16 protein-coding genes are annotated in these 15,628 nt (G+C 67.1%); 9 read left to right on the top strand and 7 right to left on the bottom strand.

The features are described 5' to 3' along the window. Positions 1-20 precede the first annotated feature (20 nt). The 4 genes from ACQY4T_RS21905 to ACQY4T_RS21890 form a co-directional block, all read right to left on the bottom strand. Complete coding sequence (locus ACQY4T_RS21905) at positions 21-1,112, bottom strand: ABC transporter permease (RefSeq protein WP_428535003.1); 1,092 nt, start codon at positions 1,110-1,112, stop codon at positions 21-23. Between the two features lie 135 nt (positions 1,113-1,247). Then, positions 1,248-2,765 (bottom strand): sugar ABC transporter ATP-binding protein, encoded by a 1,518-nt coding sequence (locus tag ACQY4T_RS21900; protein WP_428535001.1) that lies wholly within the window; start codon positions 2,763-2,765, stop codon positions 1,248-1,250. 283 nt (positions 2,766-3,048) lie between these two features. Continuing rightward, positions 3,049-3,243: a DUF2283 domain-containing protein gene (locus ACQY4T_RS21895; protein ID WP_428534999.1), complete on the bottom strand. Its 195-nt coding sequence runs from the start codon at positions 3,241-3,243 to the stop codon at positions 3,049-3,051. A gap of 282 nt (positions 3,244-3,525) precedes the next feature. Then, the gene (locus tag ACQY4T_RS21890; protein WP_428534997.1) at positions 3,526-4,776 is read right to left on the bottom strand and encodes a Zn-dependent hydrolase; all 1,251 of its coding nucleotides are present in this window, start codon (positions 4,774-4,776) and stop codon (positions 3,526-3,528) included. Between the two features lie 47 nt (positions 4,777-4,823). On the opposite strand from ACQY4T_RS21890, the gene ACQY4T_RS21885 reads away from it, so the two are divergent. Both ACQY4T_RS21885 and ACQY4T_RS21880 read left to right on the top strand, forming a co-directional pair. Further along, positions 4,824-5,609, top strand: a complete 786-nt coding sequence (locus tag ACQY4T_RS21885) for an aldolase (RefSeq protein ID WP_428534995.1) — start codon at positions 4,824-4,826, stop codon at positions 5,607-5,609. Beyond that, positions 5,609-6,022: a hypothetical protein gene (locus tag ACQY4T_RS21880; protein WP_428534993.1), complete on the top strand. Its 414-nt coding sequence runs from the start codon at positions 5,609-5,611 to the stop codon at positions 6,020-6,022. Before ACQY4T_RS21885 ends, ACQY4T_RS21880 begins: the two co-directional genes overlap by 1 nt. A 299-nt stretch (positions 6,023-6,321) precedes the next feature. On the opposite strand, the gene ACQY4T_RS21875 is transcribed toward ACQY4T_RS21880, so the two are convergent. Then, complete coding sequence (locus ACQY4T_RS21875) at positions 6,322-7,476, bottom strand: LLM class flavin-dependent oxidoreductase (protein ID WP_428534991.1); 1,155 nt, start codon at positions 7,474-7,476, stop codon at positions 6,322-6,324. A 170-nt stretch (positions 7,477-7,646) separates the two neighbouring features. Between ACQY4T_RS21875 and ACQY4T_RS21870 the strand changes: the two genes are divergently transcribed. Then, the gene (locus tag ACQY4T_RS21870; protein WP_428534989.1) at positions 7,647-7,910 is read left to right on the top strand and encodes a type II toxin-antitoxin system Phd/YefM family antitoxin; all 264 of its coding nucleotides are present in this window, start codon (positions 7,647-7,649) and stop codon (positions 7,908-7,910) included. Positions 7,911-7,914: 4 nt separating this feature from the next. Then, entirely contained in the window at positions 7,915-8,355 is a 441-nt protein-coding gene (locus ACQY4T_RS21865; RefSeq protein ID WP_428534987.1) for a type II toxin-antitoxin system VapC family toxin, read from the top strand. Between the two features lie 38 nt (positions 8,356-8,393). Here ACQY4T_RS21865 and ACQY4T_RS21860 read toward each other — a convergent pair whose 3' ends face one another. Then, on the bottom strand, positions 8,394-9,245 hold the full coding sequence (locus ACQY4T_RS21860) for an MBL fold metallo-hydrolase (protein WP_428534985.1): 852 nt from the start codon (positions 9,243-9,245) through the stop codon (positions 8,394-8,396). 188 nt (positions 9,246-9,433) lie between these two features. On the opposite strand from ACQY4T_RS21860, the gene ACQY4T_RS21855 reads away from it, so the two are divergent. From ACQY4T_RS21855 to ACQY4T_RS21835, 5 genes are all read left to right on the top strand, one after another. Next, the gene (locus ACQY4T_RS21855; protein ID WP_428534983.1) at positions 9,434-9,649 is read left to right on the top strand and encodes a hypothetical protein; all 216 of its coding nucleotides are present in this window, start codon (positions 9,434-9,436) and stop codon (positions 9,647-9,649) included. A gap of 65 nt (positions 9,650-9,714) precedes the next feature. Then, a complete protein-coding gene (locus ACQY4T_RS21850) occupies positions 9,715-10,320 on the top strand; it encodes a 2-hydroxychromene-2-carboxylate isomerase (RefSeq protein ID WP_428534981.1) in 606 nt (201 codons plus the stop codon). Next, on the top strand, positions 10,320-11,366 hold the full coding sequence (locus tag ACQY4T_RS21845; protein WP_428534979.1) for a TIGR03617 family F420-dependent LLM class oxidoreductase: 1,047 nt from the start codon (positions 10,320-10,322) through the stop codon (positions 11,364-11,366). Before ACQY4T_RS21850 ends, ACQY4T_RS21845 begins: the two co-directional genes overlap by 1 nt. A 10-nt stretch (positions 11,367-11,376) precedes the next feature. Then, positions 11,377-12,525, top strand: a complete 1,149-nt coding sequence (locus ACQY4T_RS21840; RefSeq protein ID WP_428534977.1) for an acyl-CoA dehydrogenase family protein — start codon at positions 11,377-11,379, stop codon at positions 12,523-12,525. A gap of 190 nt (positions 12,526-12,715) precedes the next feature. Next, the gene (locus tag ACQY4T_RS21835) at positions 12,716-13,801 is read left to right on the top strand and encodes an acyl-CoA dehydrogenase family protein (protein WP_428534975.1); all 1,086 of its coding nucleotides are present in this window, start codon (positions 12,716-12,718) and stop codon (positions 13,799-13,801) included. 42 nt (positions 13,802-13,843) lie between these two features. Here the strand turns inward: ACQY4T_RS21835 and ACQY4T_RS21830 are convergent, their stop codons facing one another. Next, a complete protein-coding gene (locus ACQY4T_RS21830; protein ID WP_428534973.1) occupies positions 13,844-15,409 on the bottom strand; it encodes a tetratricopeptide repeat protein in 1,566 nt (521 codons plus the stop codon). Positions 15,410-15,628 lie beyond the last annotated feature (219 nt).

The following is a 15,628-nucleotide window of genomic DNA, read 5'->3' as shown; positions in this document are numbered from 1 at the left end:
CTGCGATCGCATACTAGCGGTCAAGTTTCATCTCCATTTACAGTTACGGTTGCAACCATGTCCACCGTCGGTCGCCTGGGACCGGCCGGTTTCCCGGTTGCCGATTTGGATCGGCGTTGCGCGTAGCCGGCGATCGCGATGGAGACCAGCAGGGTCGCGCCGTTGAACAGCGGTTCCACGTAGAAGTCGGCGCCGAACTCCTGGATGCCGGAAATCCCCACCGCCAGGACGACGACCGCAACCAGGGTGCCCCAGACATTGACGCGTCCGGGTTTGATGGTGGTCGAGCCGAGGAAGACCCCCACCAGGGCCGGCAGCAGATAGTCCAGCCCGACGCTGGCCTGGCCGATCTGCAGCTTGGCCGCCAGCACCACGCCGGCCGCCGCGGTGAGCAGGCCGGAGGCCACGAAACCGAGGATGACGTAGCGGCGAACCGGAATCCCGTTGAGCAGCGCGGCGCGCGGATTGGCACCGATGGCGTACAGCGCTCGGCCGAACGGAGTGTGTTCGAACACCAGCCATTGGACCAGGCCGAGGCCGACGATATAGAGCGCGGTGATCGGCAGGGGGCCGACGAATTGGGTGTCGATGGCGGTGAACGAAGGTGACAGGTCACCGACGATCTGCTGTCCGCCGGTGTGCCAGAGCGCGATGGCATAGAGCACGGTGCCGACGCCGAGGGTGGCGATGAACGAGTCGATCATCGCGATCTCGACTAGCAGCCCGTTGAGCAGCCCGAGGCCGATCCCTGCCAGCAGCACGATCGCCACCGCGGCTGCCCAGGGGACGCCGAAGCGGACCTGCAGGCTGATCGCCATGATGTGCCAGAGCACGATGCCGTAGCCGATCGTGAGGTCGATCTTGCCGGTGATCATCGGACACAGCACCGCCAGCGACAGCAGCGCGATCACCGCCTTGTTGTCGATGATGGCGCTGAAGTTGGCCGCCGTCGGGAAGGTGTCGGGAAACAGCAGCGAGAACAGTACGATCAGTGCGACCGCGAGTACCGGCAGGCCGTAGACCGGAAGCAGCTTGGCGACGCGCTGGCCGATCGGCAGCAGCGCTAGCTCGGCGGCGGTGGGTTCCAGCGCGTTGGATTTCAGCGACTGCATGGCTCTCCTTGCGCTGGTTGGGGCTGGGGGCGTTGGGCGTGGCGCGGGATCGTCATGCGATGCCGGTGGTCATGCGGTGCCATTGTCATGCGGTGCCGGTGGTCATGCGATGCCATTGTCATGCGGTGCCGGTGGTCATGCGACGCCGGTCATCGAGGCGGCGGCCAGGACCGATCCGGCGGTCAGCGCTTCGTCGGCCAGTTCACGCACGATGCGGCCGCGGCTGAACACCAGGGCGCGGCGGCACAATGCGGCGACCTCGGCGAAGTCGGTGGCGATCAGGAGAACGGCGAGGCCGTCGGCGACGGCGTCGTGCAGCAGGCGGTAGATGCCTTCCTTGGCGCCGACATCGACGCCGGCGGTGGGGTCTTCCAGGATCAGTATCTGGCCGCGCAGGTGCAGCCAGCGACCGAGCACGACTTTTTGTTTGTTGCCGCCTGAGAGCGCCTCGATCTGGGCGGCGGGATCGTTGGGGCTGAGTCTGAGGAAGCTGCCGATGCGCCTGGCCTCGGCGTTTTCGTTGCGGTGGCGGATGCGGCCCAGCAGGGTTCGGCCGGCGGCGCGCGGATTGAGGAACAGGTTTTCCGCTACCGAGAAGCCTTGCACCACCGACTCGCCGTCGCGGTCAGCGCTGACGTAGCGCAGGCCCTGGCGGATTGCCGCTGCCGGTTCGGGGATTTGGGTTTCGCGGCCGCCGAGGCGGATTGCGCCGGCGTCCAGCGGCAGCAGGCCGAACAGGGCGCGGCCGACCGCTTCCTGGCCGGCGCCGCGCAATCCTGTCAGGGCCAGAATTTCGCCGGCCCTCAGGCTGAAGCTCAGCGGGCCGACCTCGCCGATCATGGCCTGCTGCATTGCCAGTGCCTCGGGCGCGTTGGGCTGGCCCTGGATGCGGGCGGTGGCGCCGGTGCTGCGGCCGACGATCATGTGGATCAGTGACTCGGGGGTGAGGCCGGTGACGGCGCCGTCGCCGACGACGCGGCCGTCGCGCAGCACGACGACGCGATCGGCGATCTGGAAGATCTCTTCCAGGCGATGCGAGACGTAGATCACGCTGACACCGCTTGCCCGTAGCAGGCGCACGGCGGCGAACAGGCGGGCGACCTCATCGGCGGGCAGCGAGGCGGTCGGCTCGTCCATGACCACGATGCGTGCATCGGTGCTCAAAGCCCGGGCAATGGCGACCAGGGAGCGTTCGGTGCGGCCGAGGTCGCGGACCCGGGTGTCGGGGTCGATCTCGACGCCCAGCACGGCCAGCGCGGCGACGGTGGCGGCGCGGGAGGCGCGCCATGAGATCAGCCCGGCGGAGCGGGCGAAACCGCGGGTCAGGCAGACATTCTCCAGCACCGTCATCCATTCGATCAGGCCGAGGTCCTGATGGACGAAGGCGATCGGCAAATCGGCCATGGTGGCGCGAACGTTGTGTCCGTCGAACCGGATCTCGCCGTGGTCGAGGGTATGCACGCCGGCCAGGATCTTGATCACGGTGGACTTGCCGGCGCCGTTCTCGCCGAGCAGGGCGAGCACTTCGCCGGGTTGCAGCGAGAGCGACACGTCGCACAGCGCTTGGGTTCCGCCGAAGCTTTTGTGGATGGCTTTGAGTTGCAGCAACGGAGCGGGACGGGTGCTGGATGGGTTGGTCGGGGGTTGGGTCAAGCGGATATCCGGGCCGGCGAGACGGGTTTGCTGACGCGCGAGGCCCGGTGGGTGATTTCCGCCGCCGCTGCCACTGCACTGTCTCCCTCAGTCCAAACCGATCAGGGGACATGCCAAGCAAGGCGCACGCCAAGTGGCGGGGGATGTAAGACAACGCGACTTGATGATGAACGGATCGTGGATCCGACGCTGGCGATCGGGTTCTACAATGCGGTGGTGCGGGTGCTGGCGACGCTATCTGGAGCGGCTTCCGTTGCCGGTTTGAATGCCTTGGGAAATCCGTTCAGGCGGCTTTGCCTCGGTGTTCGCTGACCCGCTCTCGCACACCGAGTACTTCGATGCCGATGACGTTTCCCTCGGCGTCATGGTCCAGCATGATGCCCGGAGCGGCCTCGATCGTGCTGACGGATTTGGTGCCTTCGGGGGCGAACCAGACAAACATCGCATCCGCTTCCGGATCATAGCTTGTGCGCATCATCGCCTGGCATCCCTGTCCGGGTGAATTGTGATTACAACCATATCTGCCCCATCACGACGAAAAACAACACGCAAAACGCGGCCACCGAATGCCGCGATGGCCTTATTTAAAGGCCCGCGTTTTGTCCGAATGGCGTGGATCGGCAGTTGTCCAATCCGGTTGTGTCAGCGTTTGCTCGACCCATTCGATCGGGATGGTCCTGACCCGCATCGCCTCGGTCGCATGTTTGGTCAATCGTATCATGCGGGACAATTACTTCCTTTGCGGTCCGCTTTGGAGACTTCACAACGTCCGATTGGCGCGTGCCAGCACCGCCTCGAACAGCACCTGGCAGCCGGCTTGGGCTTGTTCGGGTTCGATGCTTTCGGCCTCGTTGTGCGACAGGCCGTCCTTGCACGGGGTGAAGATCATCGCGGTGGGGACGTGGCGGGCGACATAGACCGCGTCGTGGCCGGCGCCGGAGACGATCTCGCGGCTGCTGTAGGCGAGGCGGGCGGCGGCCTGGCGGACCAGGTCGACGCAGCCGGCATCGAACGGCTGGGCCGGGATGCGGAACAGGGTGGTGAGGTCCAGCGTGATCCCGCTGGCATCTGCGATGGCTTGCGCGGCGGGGCGGAATTCGCGGTCGAGGGCATCGACTTCGGCATCCGAGGGGTGGCGGAATTCGGCGGAGAAGCGGACCTCGCCGGGGACCACGTTGCGGCTGTTGGGCGAGACCAGGAGTTGGCCGACGGTGCCGCGGCCGTCGTCGCCGCGGGCGCGCATCATGCGGTCCACCAGGTCGATGATACGGGCGGCGCAGACCAGTGCGTCCTTGCGGGTGGAGGGGGGCGTGGTGCCGGCGTGACTGTCCTGGCCTGTCGTAATGATATCGTACCAGACTTGTGACTGGGCGCCGGTGACGATGCCGATGCGGCGGTCCTCGCGTTCCAGGATCGGGCCTTGTTCGATGTGCAGTTCGAAGTAGGCGTCGGCGTTGAACGGCGTTGCGGGCTGGTCGCCGCGGTAGCCGATGGCGTCGAGCGCGGTGGCGACCGAGGTGCCCTCGGTGTCGGTCAGGGCGTAGGCTTTGTCGAGGCCGAACACGCCGGCCCAGACGCCGGAGCCCATCAGGCTGTGGCCGAACCGGCTGCCTTCCTCGTCGGTCCAGTTGATCAGTTCCAGCGGGGCTTCGGTGACGATGCCCAGGTCGTTGAGGCTGCGCATGACCTCGAGGCCGGCCAGCACGCCGAGCGCGCCGTCGAACTTGCCGCCGCTGGGCTGGCTGTCGAGGTGGCTGCCGAACAGCACCGGGGCGCGGCTGGGATCGCGGCCGGGGCGGCGGGCGAACATGTTGCCGATGGCGTCGATCCGGACGGTGAGGCCGAGCTGTTCGCACTCGGCGCGGAAGCGGTCGCGGCCGCGCTTGTCGGTGTCGGTCAGGGTCAGGCGGCGGACGCCGCCCTTGGCGGTGGCGCCGATCTCGGCGAAGCCCATCAGGCTGTCCCACAGGCGCTTGGCGTCGATCGGTTGGTTGGTGCGGGGCTGTTCCATGCGGCGGCATCTTGCCCAGCGGGCGGCTTCCTGCAAGCCTGCGGGTCATGAACAGTGCATCGATCCCCAGTGCTTCGATTATGCGCAACAGCGCGCTTGACGGCGCCGAGGTGTGGCAGGCGCGTGTCGATCTGGCGGCGTGTTTTCGGGCGGCGGCGGCGCGCGGGCTGCACGAGGGCATCTGCAACCATTTGTCGTTCATGGTGCCGGGGCGGGACGATCTGTTCCTGGTCAATCCGGACGGCTGGGCGTTCTCCGAGATGACCGCGTCACGGCTGCTGATCTGCGATTTCCATCGCCACGTGGTGGCCGGCGACGGGGTGCCGGAGGACACCGCGTTCTTCATCCATGCTCGGTTGCACGCGCGGCTGCCGCGCGCTCGGGCGGCGTTCCATACGCATATGCCGAACGCGACGGCGCTGTGCATGACGGAGGGCGAGCCGCTGATCTGGGCCGGGCAGAGCGCGCTGAAGTTCTATGGCCGGACGGTGCTGGATGCGGATTACAACGGGCTGGCGCTGGACGAGTCGGAGGGCGACCGGATCGCCGCCAGTGTCGGGGACGCCGACATCGTGTTCATGAAGCACCACGGTGTGCTGGTGCTGGGGCCGAGCATCGCCAAGGCTTGGGACGATCTGTACTACCTGGAGCGGGCTTGCGAGGTGCAGGTTCTGGCGCAATCGACCGGACGGAAGGTGGTTCCGGTGCCGCGCCATATCGTCGAGGCGACCGCCGAACAGATGCGCCATGAGGGGGGACGGGATTCGGCTGCGCTGCATCTGGCCAGTATCAAGCGGCAACTGGATCGCGACGCGCCGGAGTATCGCCAGTGATGCGGCTGATGTCGGTTGCCGTGGCGCTGCTGAGCTTCACCGGCTGCACGCTGATCGACCAGCGGACGTTTGCGCCGTCGCCGGAGGCTCAGGCGCAGCCGGCTCCGGCGCCGGCGCCGGTGGTGCTGGACGCGCGGGCGCCGCTAGTGACGATCGACTATACCGCGGCGTCGCCGAACTATGCCGAGCTGCTGAGTTACGCGGTGCGCGCGGCGGAGATGCGCGATGCCGACGTGCAGTATGACGTGGTGTCGGTGATGAAGGACACGGGTGAGTTGCCGGCTGGGCAGCAGCGGGCGCTTGGGGTGATGCGCCAGATCATGCGCGACCAGGTGCCGTCGAGCCGGATCCATTTGGCGCTGCGCACCGATCCGGCGCTGGCGGCTGACCAGGTTCGCGTTTACGTGCGGTAGGGCCTGCCGGGTTGAGGAGGCTACGCAGGAGCAGGTGGCCGCCCGCCGAATTGCAGAGGCGCCGTGAACTTCGTGTCTTAGTGTCTTTGTGTTGGTGCGGACCTACGAGCGGCACGGATGCCAAGTGCCGGATAAAGTGCGCTCTGTTCTGGGTCCGGTCGTGGCGGCGAATGCCATCAACACGAAGACACGAAGACACGAAGATCAGTATAGGATTGTCTTTGGCCCGATCCGGATCGAGGGGTCGCTGCGGCCGATCGACACGACCGGCAGGGCCGCGCGGTCGTGCCGTAAATGGATTACTCCGCGGCGCGGGGTTTCTTGGCTTGGCGGTCGATTTCGGCCTGCACCGCGGCGCTGGATTGGCCGATGAAGTCGTCGTGGTGGTCGCGGGCGAAGCTGTAGCTGTCGGTGCGCCACTCGCGGGAGGATTGGAAGTGCGGGTGGACGTAGCGCGCCATCAGTTCGTAGTGGCGCTTGGTTTGCGCCCAGTCGGCCCAGTTCTGCGCCAGTTCCATGATCACGCCGAAGCCGCCGGAGCCTTGCAGCAGGCGCTCGATGAAGGCGATGGCGTCGTCGGGGGTGCCGATGCAGGCCGATCCGCTTTCGACCATGAATTGGTAGCGGTCGGTGATTTCATTTGGAACGATCGGGAAGGTGGCGACGTCGCGGAAGTAGTCGCAGAACCGATCCAGGCCGTGCTTGACGTTTGCCCTCGCCTGTTCGCGGGTTTCGGCGATGTGCATCAGGGTGACCAGGCGCCAGTTGCGGCGATCAGGCTGGTGGCCGTTTTCGCGGGCGGTCTTGGCGTAGAGGTCCCAGTTGCTGGCGTGGTGCTTCAGGGCGTCGTCGCTGGTGCCGCCGATCGACAGCATGCCGATGCCGTGGCGGCCGGCGGCGAGGGCACCGGCGGGGGAGCGGGCGGCGGCGACCGCCATCTCCATGCGCGGGCGGGTGTAGGGCGGCAGTTGCAGGCGGGCGTCGTGCAGGTCGAACCAGTCGGTCTTGCGGGTGACGCTTTCGCCGCGCAGCAGGTCGACGATGACGTCGAGCGATTCGTTCATCATGCGGCGCTGGTCGGCGGGATCGATGCCGATCTTGACTGCGTCGTGCACCAGCGATCCGGGGCCGACGCCCAGCATGGCGCGGCCGCGGGTCTGGTAGTCGAGCTGGACCATACGGTCGGCGACGATGAACGGGTTGTGGTAGGGCAGCGAGACCACGCCGGTGCCGAGGCGGATGTGTTTGGTGCGTTCGGCGGCGGCGGCGATGAAGACCTCGGGGCTGGCGACGATCTCGAAGCCGCCGGAATGGTGCTCGCCGATCCAGGCCTCGGTGTAGTTCAGTGCGTCGAGGTGCTGCAGCAGTTCGAAGTCGCGTTCCAGGGCGAGGACGGGGTTTTCGGCCAGGTCGTGGAAGGGGGCTAGGAAGATGCCGCTGTTGAGGTGGGTCATGGGGTGGTTCCGGAAGTGCGTTTCGGGAGGCAGTGTGAGCGGGTTTGGCTTTGGGTTCAACGCGTGGCGGCGACGGGGGTTGGGTTGGGTCGGTTGCTTGCGATGTCGCGGGTGGTTCGACATTGCGCCGCGCGCGATAGATTGGTAAAGTCTGTACGAACCTTACAGGAATGGTGGATCCGATGCGCACATGGCCGCTGCAGGAGGCCCGTAGTCATCTTCGGGATGTTGTCGATGGTGCGATCCAGGGCGGTCCGCAGCGGATTACGCGTCATGGCAAGGACGCGGTGATTGTAGTTTCGGAGATAGAATGGAATCGGCGTGCGGGTGAGGTTGCGTCGTTTGGGGCGCTGCTGGCGGAATCGCCGTTGACCAGCGTGGATCGTCCGCCGCGCAAGCAGGCGTCCGCGCGTCGCCGGGCGGTGTTTGAATAAGCCGGTGTACCTGCTCGATACCAATGTTGTTTCCGACTTGAACCCCGACAAGGCCGGCCCGAATAGGGGACTGGTGGAGTGGTTTCGGCGCAAGGGCGACGAGTGCTATCTGAGCACGGTGACGCTGACCGAGGTCGCCTATGGTGTGGCGTGGCTGCGGCACAAAAGGGCGACGGCGCGGGCGGCGCGTCTTGTCGGATGGCTGGATCAGATTATCCGGCATCACGCCGGGCGCATCCTGCCGGTCGATTCCGCCGTTGCGCTTGAGGCGGGACTGCTGCTGGCGACGGCTCGGGCCGGGGGGATCGAGCCCGACATCGCGGATGCCTGGATCGGCGCGACCGGCAAGGTGCATGGGCTGGAGGTGCTGACGTTCAATCTGGCCGATTTTCGGCCGATGGGAATTGCTTGTCGGGATCCCGTCGTCGACCCTCCGCCGGGTTGAGTTCGGTCTGACGCCAGGTTCGACGCCTCGCGCGGCCGTCACACATCCAGCCGGTAGCTGCTGCCGTCGGCGACCAGGCGGCCGGCTGTGACGCCGGCGAAATGGGTGCCGATGATCAGCACCGGGGTGCCGGCGAGGCGGCGGAACATGCGATGGCGGGTCTCGATGCCTTGTTCGGGGTCGCTGTCGGCCAGCGTGCTCCATTCCGGGCGGGCGATCTGGCAGGGGTGGTGCATGAAGTCGCCGGTGATCAGGGCTTGCTCGCCGTTCGACTGGATCATGACGCTGACGTGGCCGGGGGTGTGGCCGAGGGTCGGGACCAGGGTGATCTCATTGCAGATGCGGGCGTTGGTCTCGACCATAGTGGCGAGGCCGGCGTCGATGATCGGGGTGACGGAATCGGCGAAGATGGTGGCCATGTCGGGACGGTCTTGCACGCTTTGCCAGTGCTCGTATTCGGCGCGGCCCATCAGGTATTGGGCGCGCGGGAAGGTGGGCACCCACTTGCCGTCCACTTGTCTGGTGTTCCAGCCGACGTGATCGACGTGCAGATGGGTGCAGAGCACGGTGTCGATCGAGTCCGGCGGGAAGCCGGCGGCGGTCAGGTCGGCGAGGAACGGGCCGTCGCGGTCGTTCCAGTGCGGGATGCGGCGGCCCTGCTTGTCGTTGCCGAGGCAGGTGTCGACGATGATGCGGCGGGTGGGGGTTTCGACCACGAAGCTGTGGATGCTGAGACGCAGCCGGCCGGTGGCGTCGGCGAAATGGGGTTGTAGCCAGGTGATCGGCAGTACTGCCTCGGGCGTCGCCTGGGGCAGCAGGAAGCGGGAGCCGCCGGTCATTTCCAGTTCGACGATTTTCGTGACGGTGACTTCGCCTATGGTCCACTTCATGCGGTGTGCTCCGGGTTGGGCGGTCAAGCGACTGGGTTCGTGGTTCGCCGATCTACGTTTATCCGCGTGCATCCGTGGTTGGTTGTGGCGCGTCGGCGGGGGGTGGGAAAGTTCTGAGAGCGGTTCGAGCGCTGGCGGTGAGAAGGGTTTTAACACAGAAGCACGTGGGTGAACGCGGATGAACGCGGATGGGGCTGATCATCGGCGGCGCGGCGGACATGGCGATAAGAGGTTTCTGCTTTGCGGTACCGCTGCCGGGCTTCCGCTGGGCGGTTTTGCAGGGCGATTCCCCTGGCGGTTCCGTTGAGCGGTTCTGCAGGGCGGTTCCGTTGAACGGTTCCGCTGGCGGTTCCGTCGAGCGGTTCCGCTGGGCGGTTCTGCTTTGCGGTTCTGCTGCGTGGTGATTGGGTTGGCTTGTGCGGATCGGCGGCGGCGATCAGGATTGGCGGCAAATGGTTGGAGGAAGCGGATGGCGTTGCACATCGATTACTATGTTTCGCTGAATTCGCCTTGGACGCATCTGGGGGCGGCGCGGATCGAGGCGATGGCGATGGCCGCCGATGCGACGATGCGGGTCTATCCGGTGGATTTCGGGGCGATCTTCGCGGCGTCGGGTGGGTTGCCGCTGCCGAAGCGATCGGCGCAGCGGCAGGCCTATCGGCTGGTGGAACTGGCGCGGTGGCGGGATCGGCTGGGGATGCCGATCCAGGTCGAGCCGAAGTTCTTTCCCTGTAGCGAGCAGCTTTCCGCGCCTTGCGTGATCGGGGTGCGCGAGACGATGGGGGATGCGCCGGCGATCAAGCTGGCGCACCGGGTGCTGAAGGCGGTCTGGCAAGAGGATAAGGACGCCGGCGATGGTGCCACTCTGGCGGGTTTGATCGGCGATGTGGGGCTGGACGCGGACCAGGTGCTGAAACTAGGCCGGGACCCGCGCTGGGCGGAACGGCGGATTGCCGATACCGAGGCGGCGCTGAAGCGGGGCGTGTTTGGGGCTCCGAGCTATGTGATCGGGGAGGAGATTTTCTGGGGGCAGGACCGGCTGGGGTTTGTCGAGCGCCGGCTGGTTCGGGGCTGATGCGGGTTTTTACTGCCATGCCGCAGCGTCATTGGCATGAGGTGGCTCCGGCGGCGGTGGCGGCCGAGGCGGCTGGGTTCGATGCGCTGATGACGGTTGAGCTGGGGCATGACCCGCTGGCTCCGCTGGCTGTGGCGGCGCTGGCGACGCGGCGGGCGGAACTGACGCCCTCGGTGGTGGTGGCGTTTCCGCGCAGTCCGACGGTGCTGGCGCAGCAGGCGTGGGATATCCACGCCAATTCCGGCGGCCGTTTGGTGCTGGGGCTGGGCAGCCAGGTGAAGGGGCACAACGAGCGGCGGTTCGGCATTGGCTGGACCGCGCCGGCGCCGCGGATGCGGGATTATGTCGGCGCGCTGCGGGCGGTGTGGCGGGCGTGGGAGACGCGGGGGCGGCTGGATTTCGACAGCCCGCATTATCGGCTTTCACTGATGACTCCGGATTTTTCGCCCGAACCGACCGGGCTGGCGATGGTGCCGGTGACGGTGGCGGCGGTGGGGGAGGCGATGTTGCGGGTCGCCGGGCAGGTGGGTGATGGGGTGCGGCTGCATCCGCTTTGCTCGCGGGCGTATCTGGAGCAGGTGTGCCTGCCGCAGATGGTGGAGGGGATGCGGCGCAGCGGTCGGTCTCGGTTGAATTTCGATGTGCATGGCGGCGGTTTCGTGTGCACCGGGCCGGATCAGGCGACGGTTGCGGCGGAGATGGAAAAGGCCAGGCGGCGTATCGGGTTTTATGGGTCGACGCGGACCTATCTGCCGATCCTGGCGATGCATGGGCTGGAGGAATTGGGGGCTCGGCTGCACCGCATGTCGGTGGCGGGGCAGTGGGACCGGATGGCCGCCGAGGTGCCGGACGACGCGGTGCGGATTTTCGCTGCGTGCGGCACTTATGATGAGCTTGCGGCGGTGATCGAGCGGCGGTTTGGCGGGGTGGCGGATTCGATCGATATTCGTTTTCCGGCGGGGATCGCGCCGGGACTGGCGGCGGAACTGGTGCGCGATATCCAGCGCATTCCGCACACCTTCGCCGGCTTCAACACGGACTGGTAGGGGAGGGGTGATGGCGGCTCCAATGTTTCGTTTCGATCCCGTGGAATTGCCGCCGGAGGCGTTGGCGATGCGCGCGGAGGTGCGGGAATTCCTGGGGCAGCATCAGGAGCTGATGAAGTTTCCGCGCGGTGACTTCAACCGCGAGTTCAGCCGAGCGATGGGTCGCAAGGGCTGGATCGGCATGACTTGGCCGAAACGATATGGCGGGGGTGAGCGCAGCGCGTTCGAGCGCTATGTGCTGATCGAGGAGATGCTGGCGGCGGGGGCTCCGCTGGGGGCGCATTATACCGGCGACCGGCAGAGCGGGCCGAACATTATTCGTTTCGGTACCGATGAGCAAAAGCAGTTCTTCTGTCCGAAGATTGCCGCCGGGGAGCTGACGTTCTGTATCGGCATGAGCGAGCCGAACTCGGGGTCCGACCTGGCGGGGACGCGGACGCGGGCGGTGAAGGTCGATGGCGGCTACAAGATCAACGGCAGCAAGCTGTGGACGTCGAATGCTCATCGAGCGGACTATGCGATCCTGTTCTGCAAGATGGCGGGGGACGGGAAGGAGGAGCCGGACCGGCACGCTGGGGCGACGCAGTTCCTGCTGGATCTGAAGTTGCCGGGGATCGAGATCAGGCCGGTGCGCAACCTGCTGGGCGAGCACCATTTCAACGAGATTTTCCTGACCGATGTCGTTGTTCCGAAGAATCGACTTTTGGGGCAGGAAGGCAATGGCTGGAACCAGGTGACCAGCGAGCTGGCATTCGAGCGCAGCGCGCCGGACCGCTTCCTGGTGCTGTTCCAGATGCTGCGCGAGATGGTGCGCATGGCCGGGCCGTCGCCGGACAAGGCGACCGCGGCAGCGTTGGGCAAGCTGATCGCGCAACTGGTGACGCTGCGCGGCATGTCGCTGTCGATCGCGGGGATGCTGCAGGAGGGGATGCAGCCTAATACCGAGTCGGCGGTGGTGAAGGATCTGGGGACTCGCTACGAGCAGGACATTCCGGTGGTGGCGCGCCAGTTGTTTCCGGTCGAGCCGGAGCTGGAGGCGGTGGAGACGTATGTGGCGATGATCGCCAGGTCGACGATGAATGCGCCGCGGTTTTCGATCCAGGGCGGCACTCGGGAGATCTTGCGGGGGATCATCGCTCGCGGGCTTGGGTTGCGCTGAAGCGGGACTGCGCTGAGGGCGGACTGCGCTAAAAGAAGACTGCGCTGAACGGGGACTGCGCTGAACGGGGACCGCGCTGAAAGGGACTGGGCTGAAAGGGGACTGCGCTGAAAGGGGACTGCGCTGAAAGGGGACTGCGCTGAAAGGGGACTGCGCTAAGGTGGAGACTGCGCTGAAGGGAGGCGGGGCGATGGCGGTTCGCGATGAGACCAGGATGCTGCTGGAGAGCATGACACGGCTGTTCGAGGACAGATCGACCAAGACGGTGATCGATCGGGCGGAGGGCGGTGATTTTGCCGCCGATCTGTGGTCGGTGGTGGCGGAGACTGGGGTGCCGCTGGCGGCGCTGCCGGAATCGGCCGGTGGGGCGGATGCGGTGTGGTCGGATCTGTATGCGGTGTTGCGGCTGGCGGGGCGGTTCTCGGTGCCGCTGCCATTGGCGGAGACGATGCTGGCGGGCTGGGTCGCGTCCAGCGCCGGGCTGGAGGTCCGCGATGGGCCGATGACGGTGGGGCCGGTGCGGGGTGCGGATCGGCTGAGCGTGGTGCGCGACGGCAATGGATGGCGGCTCTCGGGGCGGGCGGCGCGGCTGCCCTATGCGGCGCAGGTGGCCAGGACGGTGCTGATCGCGGATGGGCCGGATGGCGAGATGGCGGTGGTGCTGGACGGTATTGGCGGGGCGGATCTGACGCCGGGCAAGAATATCGCCGGCGAGGCCAGGGATACGCTGGCGTTCGGCGGCGTGCGGTTGTCGGCGGATGCGGTGGGGGCGCTGGGGAAGGGGGTGTCTCGAGGCGGCCTGTACCGGCGTGGAGCCTTGGCTCGGGCGACGATGATGTCGGGGGCGCTGGAGCGGGCGATGGACCTGGCGGTGGGTTATGCGCAGGAGCGGGTGCAGTTCGGGCGGCCGATCTCGAAGTTCCAGGCGGTGCAGCAGAACCTTGCGGTGCTGGCGGGGCAGACCGCAGCGGCGGTGGCGGCGGCCAATCTGGGGATCGAGGCGCTGGGCGGGTCGGACGCCGAACGAGAGACGTTCTTGATCGCGGTGGCGAAGACCAGGGTGGGGGAGGCGGCGACGCTGGCCTGCGAGATCGCGCATCAGGTGCACGGCGCGATCGGGTTCACCCAGGAGTATGCGTTGCAGCTCTCGACCCGGCGGCTGTGGTCTTGGCGCGAGGAGTTCGGGTCGGATCCGGAGTGGGCGGCTCGGGTGGGGGCTTATGCTTGCGGCTATGGCGCGGATCGGCTTTGGGAGATGCTGACGACGGTGGCGTGAGGGCACGGTTCTTGTGCTTGTCGTGGTCCAGGTGATGGAACGCTACAGATCCGGGTAGCCTCTTGCGGCATCGGAGCCGTGGCGAGACGACCGCGACAGCCGGGTTTGTTCGGCACAATCGCGTGGCAGCTCACGCTGCACCATGTCCAGCACGCTGGCCCAGTCTGCGGCTTTGGGCTGGCGGAACAGGCGGGCGGAGCGATACCAGGGGCTGTCCGAACGGGCTTGCAGCCAGCGCCAGTCCGGGGCGTGCGGCAGCAGGATCCAGACCGGCTTGCCTAGCGCGCCGGCGAGGTGGGCGACCGAGGTGTCGGCCGTGATGACGAGGTCGAGGGCGTCGATCAGCGCGGCGGTTTCGGCATAGTCGGTCAGCCATGGGGTGAGGTCGGGCAGGCCGAGCGTGACGGCGCTGGGGCCGTGCTGGAGGTTGACGAAATTCGGGCCGGGGGTGGCGAGCAGTTTCGCGGCGAAATGCGGCGGGATCGAGCGTGCGCGGTCGGCCGGGTGGCGGGGATTGCCGGCGAATGCGAGGCCGATTTTCGGCTGGTGGTCCGACCCCGCCTGGTTGGCGGCCAGGCGGGTTTGCCAGGCTGCGGTGCGGATCGGGTCGGCGTGGAGGTAGCGGGCGGCGCTTGGGATGGTGTCCAGGGTGGTGGCGAACAGCAGCGGCAGGCTGATCTGGTCGATCCAGGCGTCGTAGGGCGGCAGTGGGTCCGATGCGGACACCGCCTGGACCCCGGGGATCGACTGCATCAGGGGTATCAGGGACGGGGCGCAGGCGAGCACCGGGTGGGCGCCGGCGTCGCGGATCAGCGGCAGGTAGCGGGCGAACTGGATGACGTCGCCGTAGCCTTGTTCGGCGCGCACCAGGATGGTCTCTCCGGCGGCGTTTTTGCCGTCCCAGCGGCGTTCGGGAAGGTCGTGCAGGCGGTCTCGATAGCGCGGGTGGCGTCGGCGCCATTCATACTCGGTGAAGCCGCGGGTCAGGTCGCCGGCCAGCAGGGCGGCGATCGCCAGGTTCCAGTGCGCCTGGGCGAAGTCGGGACGCAGGCGGATGGCGGTCTGGCAGGCCTCGATCGCGTGGTCCGGTTGGCCCTGCAGGGTCAGGATGTGGCCTAGGCTGGCGTGGGCTTCGGCCAGTGTCGGGTCGAGGCGGATCGCGGTTCGGTATTGGGTCTCGGCCGTGGTGAGGTCGTCGAGGTCGGCGGAGGCGTTGCCCAGGTTCAGGTAGCAGGCGGCGTGGTCGGGCTTTAGCGCCAACGCCCGGGTGAACGCGGCGCAGGCGCGGGTGTGGTCTCCGAGCGCGTTGAGCGCGGTGGCGCGGGCGAAGTGCAGTTCGGCGTCGTCGGGTGTGGCCGAGAGTGCGGCGTTGGCGTGGATCACCACCTGGTCGAAGCGCTGGGCGACCAGCAGGGCGCGCACCAGGTTGCGGCGCATGCCGGTGTGGTGGGGCTGGCGGCGCAGCGCCCGGGTCAGCAGCGAGGCGGCGTCGTCGGCGTTGCCGTCGCGCAGTGCCAGCAGGGCTTGGACGTAGAGCGCGCGGTCATGGTCGATCGGCGCCGCGGCGATCGGCGGTTGGGTGGGGGCGTCGTCGAGGACCGCGGGCATGCGGCGATGTTGCCGCCAGAATGGTTAACGAGAGCTGAATCGACGGGATCTGGGCGGCGCGCGTGGTGGGGGCGCCGTTGGTGCGGCGGCGGGTTGCGGCGGGGCCTGCTTGCGGCGGCGCGGAGATTTGGCGGCGGTGGGGTGCGTGATTGGGGGTTGCGATGGTGTAGGGGCGTTGATTGCAAGAAGTTTATCTCGCGGAACCGCTTTGCCGTGGCA

It is taken from the genome of Rhodopila sp. (genome assembly GCF_965277825.1).
GTDB lineage: Bacteria > Pseudomonadota > Alphaproteobacteria > Acetobacterales > Acetobacteraceae > Rhodopila.
The sequence above is the reverse complement of the archived record's forward strand: the minus strand, read 5'-3'. Positions and strand labels throughout refer to the sequence as shown.

What these genes read in the sequence shown, in the direction of transcription:
- ACQY4T_RS21830 (WP_428534973.1), bottom strand. Translation starts at nt 15,409, where the DNA reads ATGCCCGCGGTCCTCGACGACGCCCCCACCCAACCGCCGATCGCCGCG.
- ACQY4T_RS21895 (WP_428534999.1), bottom strand. Translation starts at nt 3,243, where the DNA reads ATGATGCGCACAAGCTATGATCCGGAAGCGGATGCGATGTTTGTCTGG.
- ACQY4T_RS21845 (WP_428534979.1), top strand. Translation starts at nt 10,320, where the DNA reads ATGCGGGTTTTTACTGCCATGCCGCAGCGTCATTGGCATGAGGTGGCT.
- ACQY4T_RS21835 (WP_428534975.1), top strand. Translation starts at nt 12,716, where the DNA reads ATGGCGGTTCGCGATGAGACCAGGATGCTGCTGGAGAGCATGACACGG.
- ACQY4T_RS21855 (WP_428534983.1), top strand. Translation starts at nt 9,434, where the DNA reads ATGGGGCTGATCATCGGCGGCGCGGCGGACATGGCGATAAGAGGTTTC.
- ACQY4T_RS21885 (WP_428534995.1), top strand. Translation starts at nt 4,824, where the DNA reads ATGAACAGTGCATCGATCCCCAGTGCTTCGATTATGCGCAACAGCGCG.
- ACQY4T_RS21870 (WP_428534989.1), top strand. Translation starts at nt 7,647, where the DNA reads ATGGTGGATCCGATGCGCACATGGCCGCTGCAGGAGGCCCGTAGTCAT.
- ACQY4T_RS21905 (WP_428535003.1), bottom strand. Translation starts at nt 1,112, where the DNA reads ATGCAGTCGCTGAAATCCAACGCGCTGGAACCCACCGCCGCCGAGCTA.
- ACQY4T_RS21840 (WP_428534977.1), top strand. Translation starts at nt 11,377, where the DNA reads ATGGCGGCTCCAATGTTTCGTTTCGATCCCGTGGAATTGCCGCCGGAG.
- ACQY4T_RS21850 (WP_428534981.1), top strand. Translation starts at nt 9,715, where the DNA reads ATGGCGTTGCACATCGATTACTATGTTTCGCTGAATTCGCCTTGGACG.
- ACQY4T_RS21875 (WP_428534991.1), bottom strand. Translation starts at nt 7,476, where the DNA reads ATGACCCACCTCAACAGCGGCATCTTCCTAGCCCCCTTCCACGACCTG.
- ACQY4T_RS21860 (WP_428534985.1), bottom strand. Translation starts at nt 9,245, where the DNA reads ATGAAGTGGACCATAGGCGAAGTCACCGTCACGAAAATCGTCGAACTG.
- ACQY4T_RS21890 (WP_428534997.1), bottom strand. Translation starts at nt 4,776, where the DNA reads ATGGAACAGCCCCGCACCAACCAACCGATCGACGCCAAGCGCCTGTGG.
- ACQY4T_RS21880 (WP_428534993.1), top strand. Translation starts at nt 5,609, where the DNA reads ATGCGGCTGATGTCGGTTGCCGTGGCGCTGCTGAGCTTCACCGGCTGC.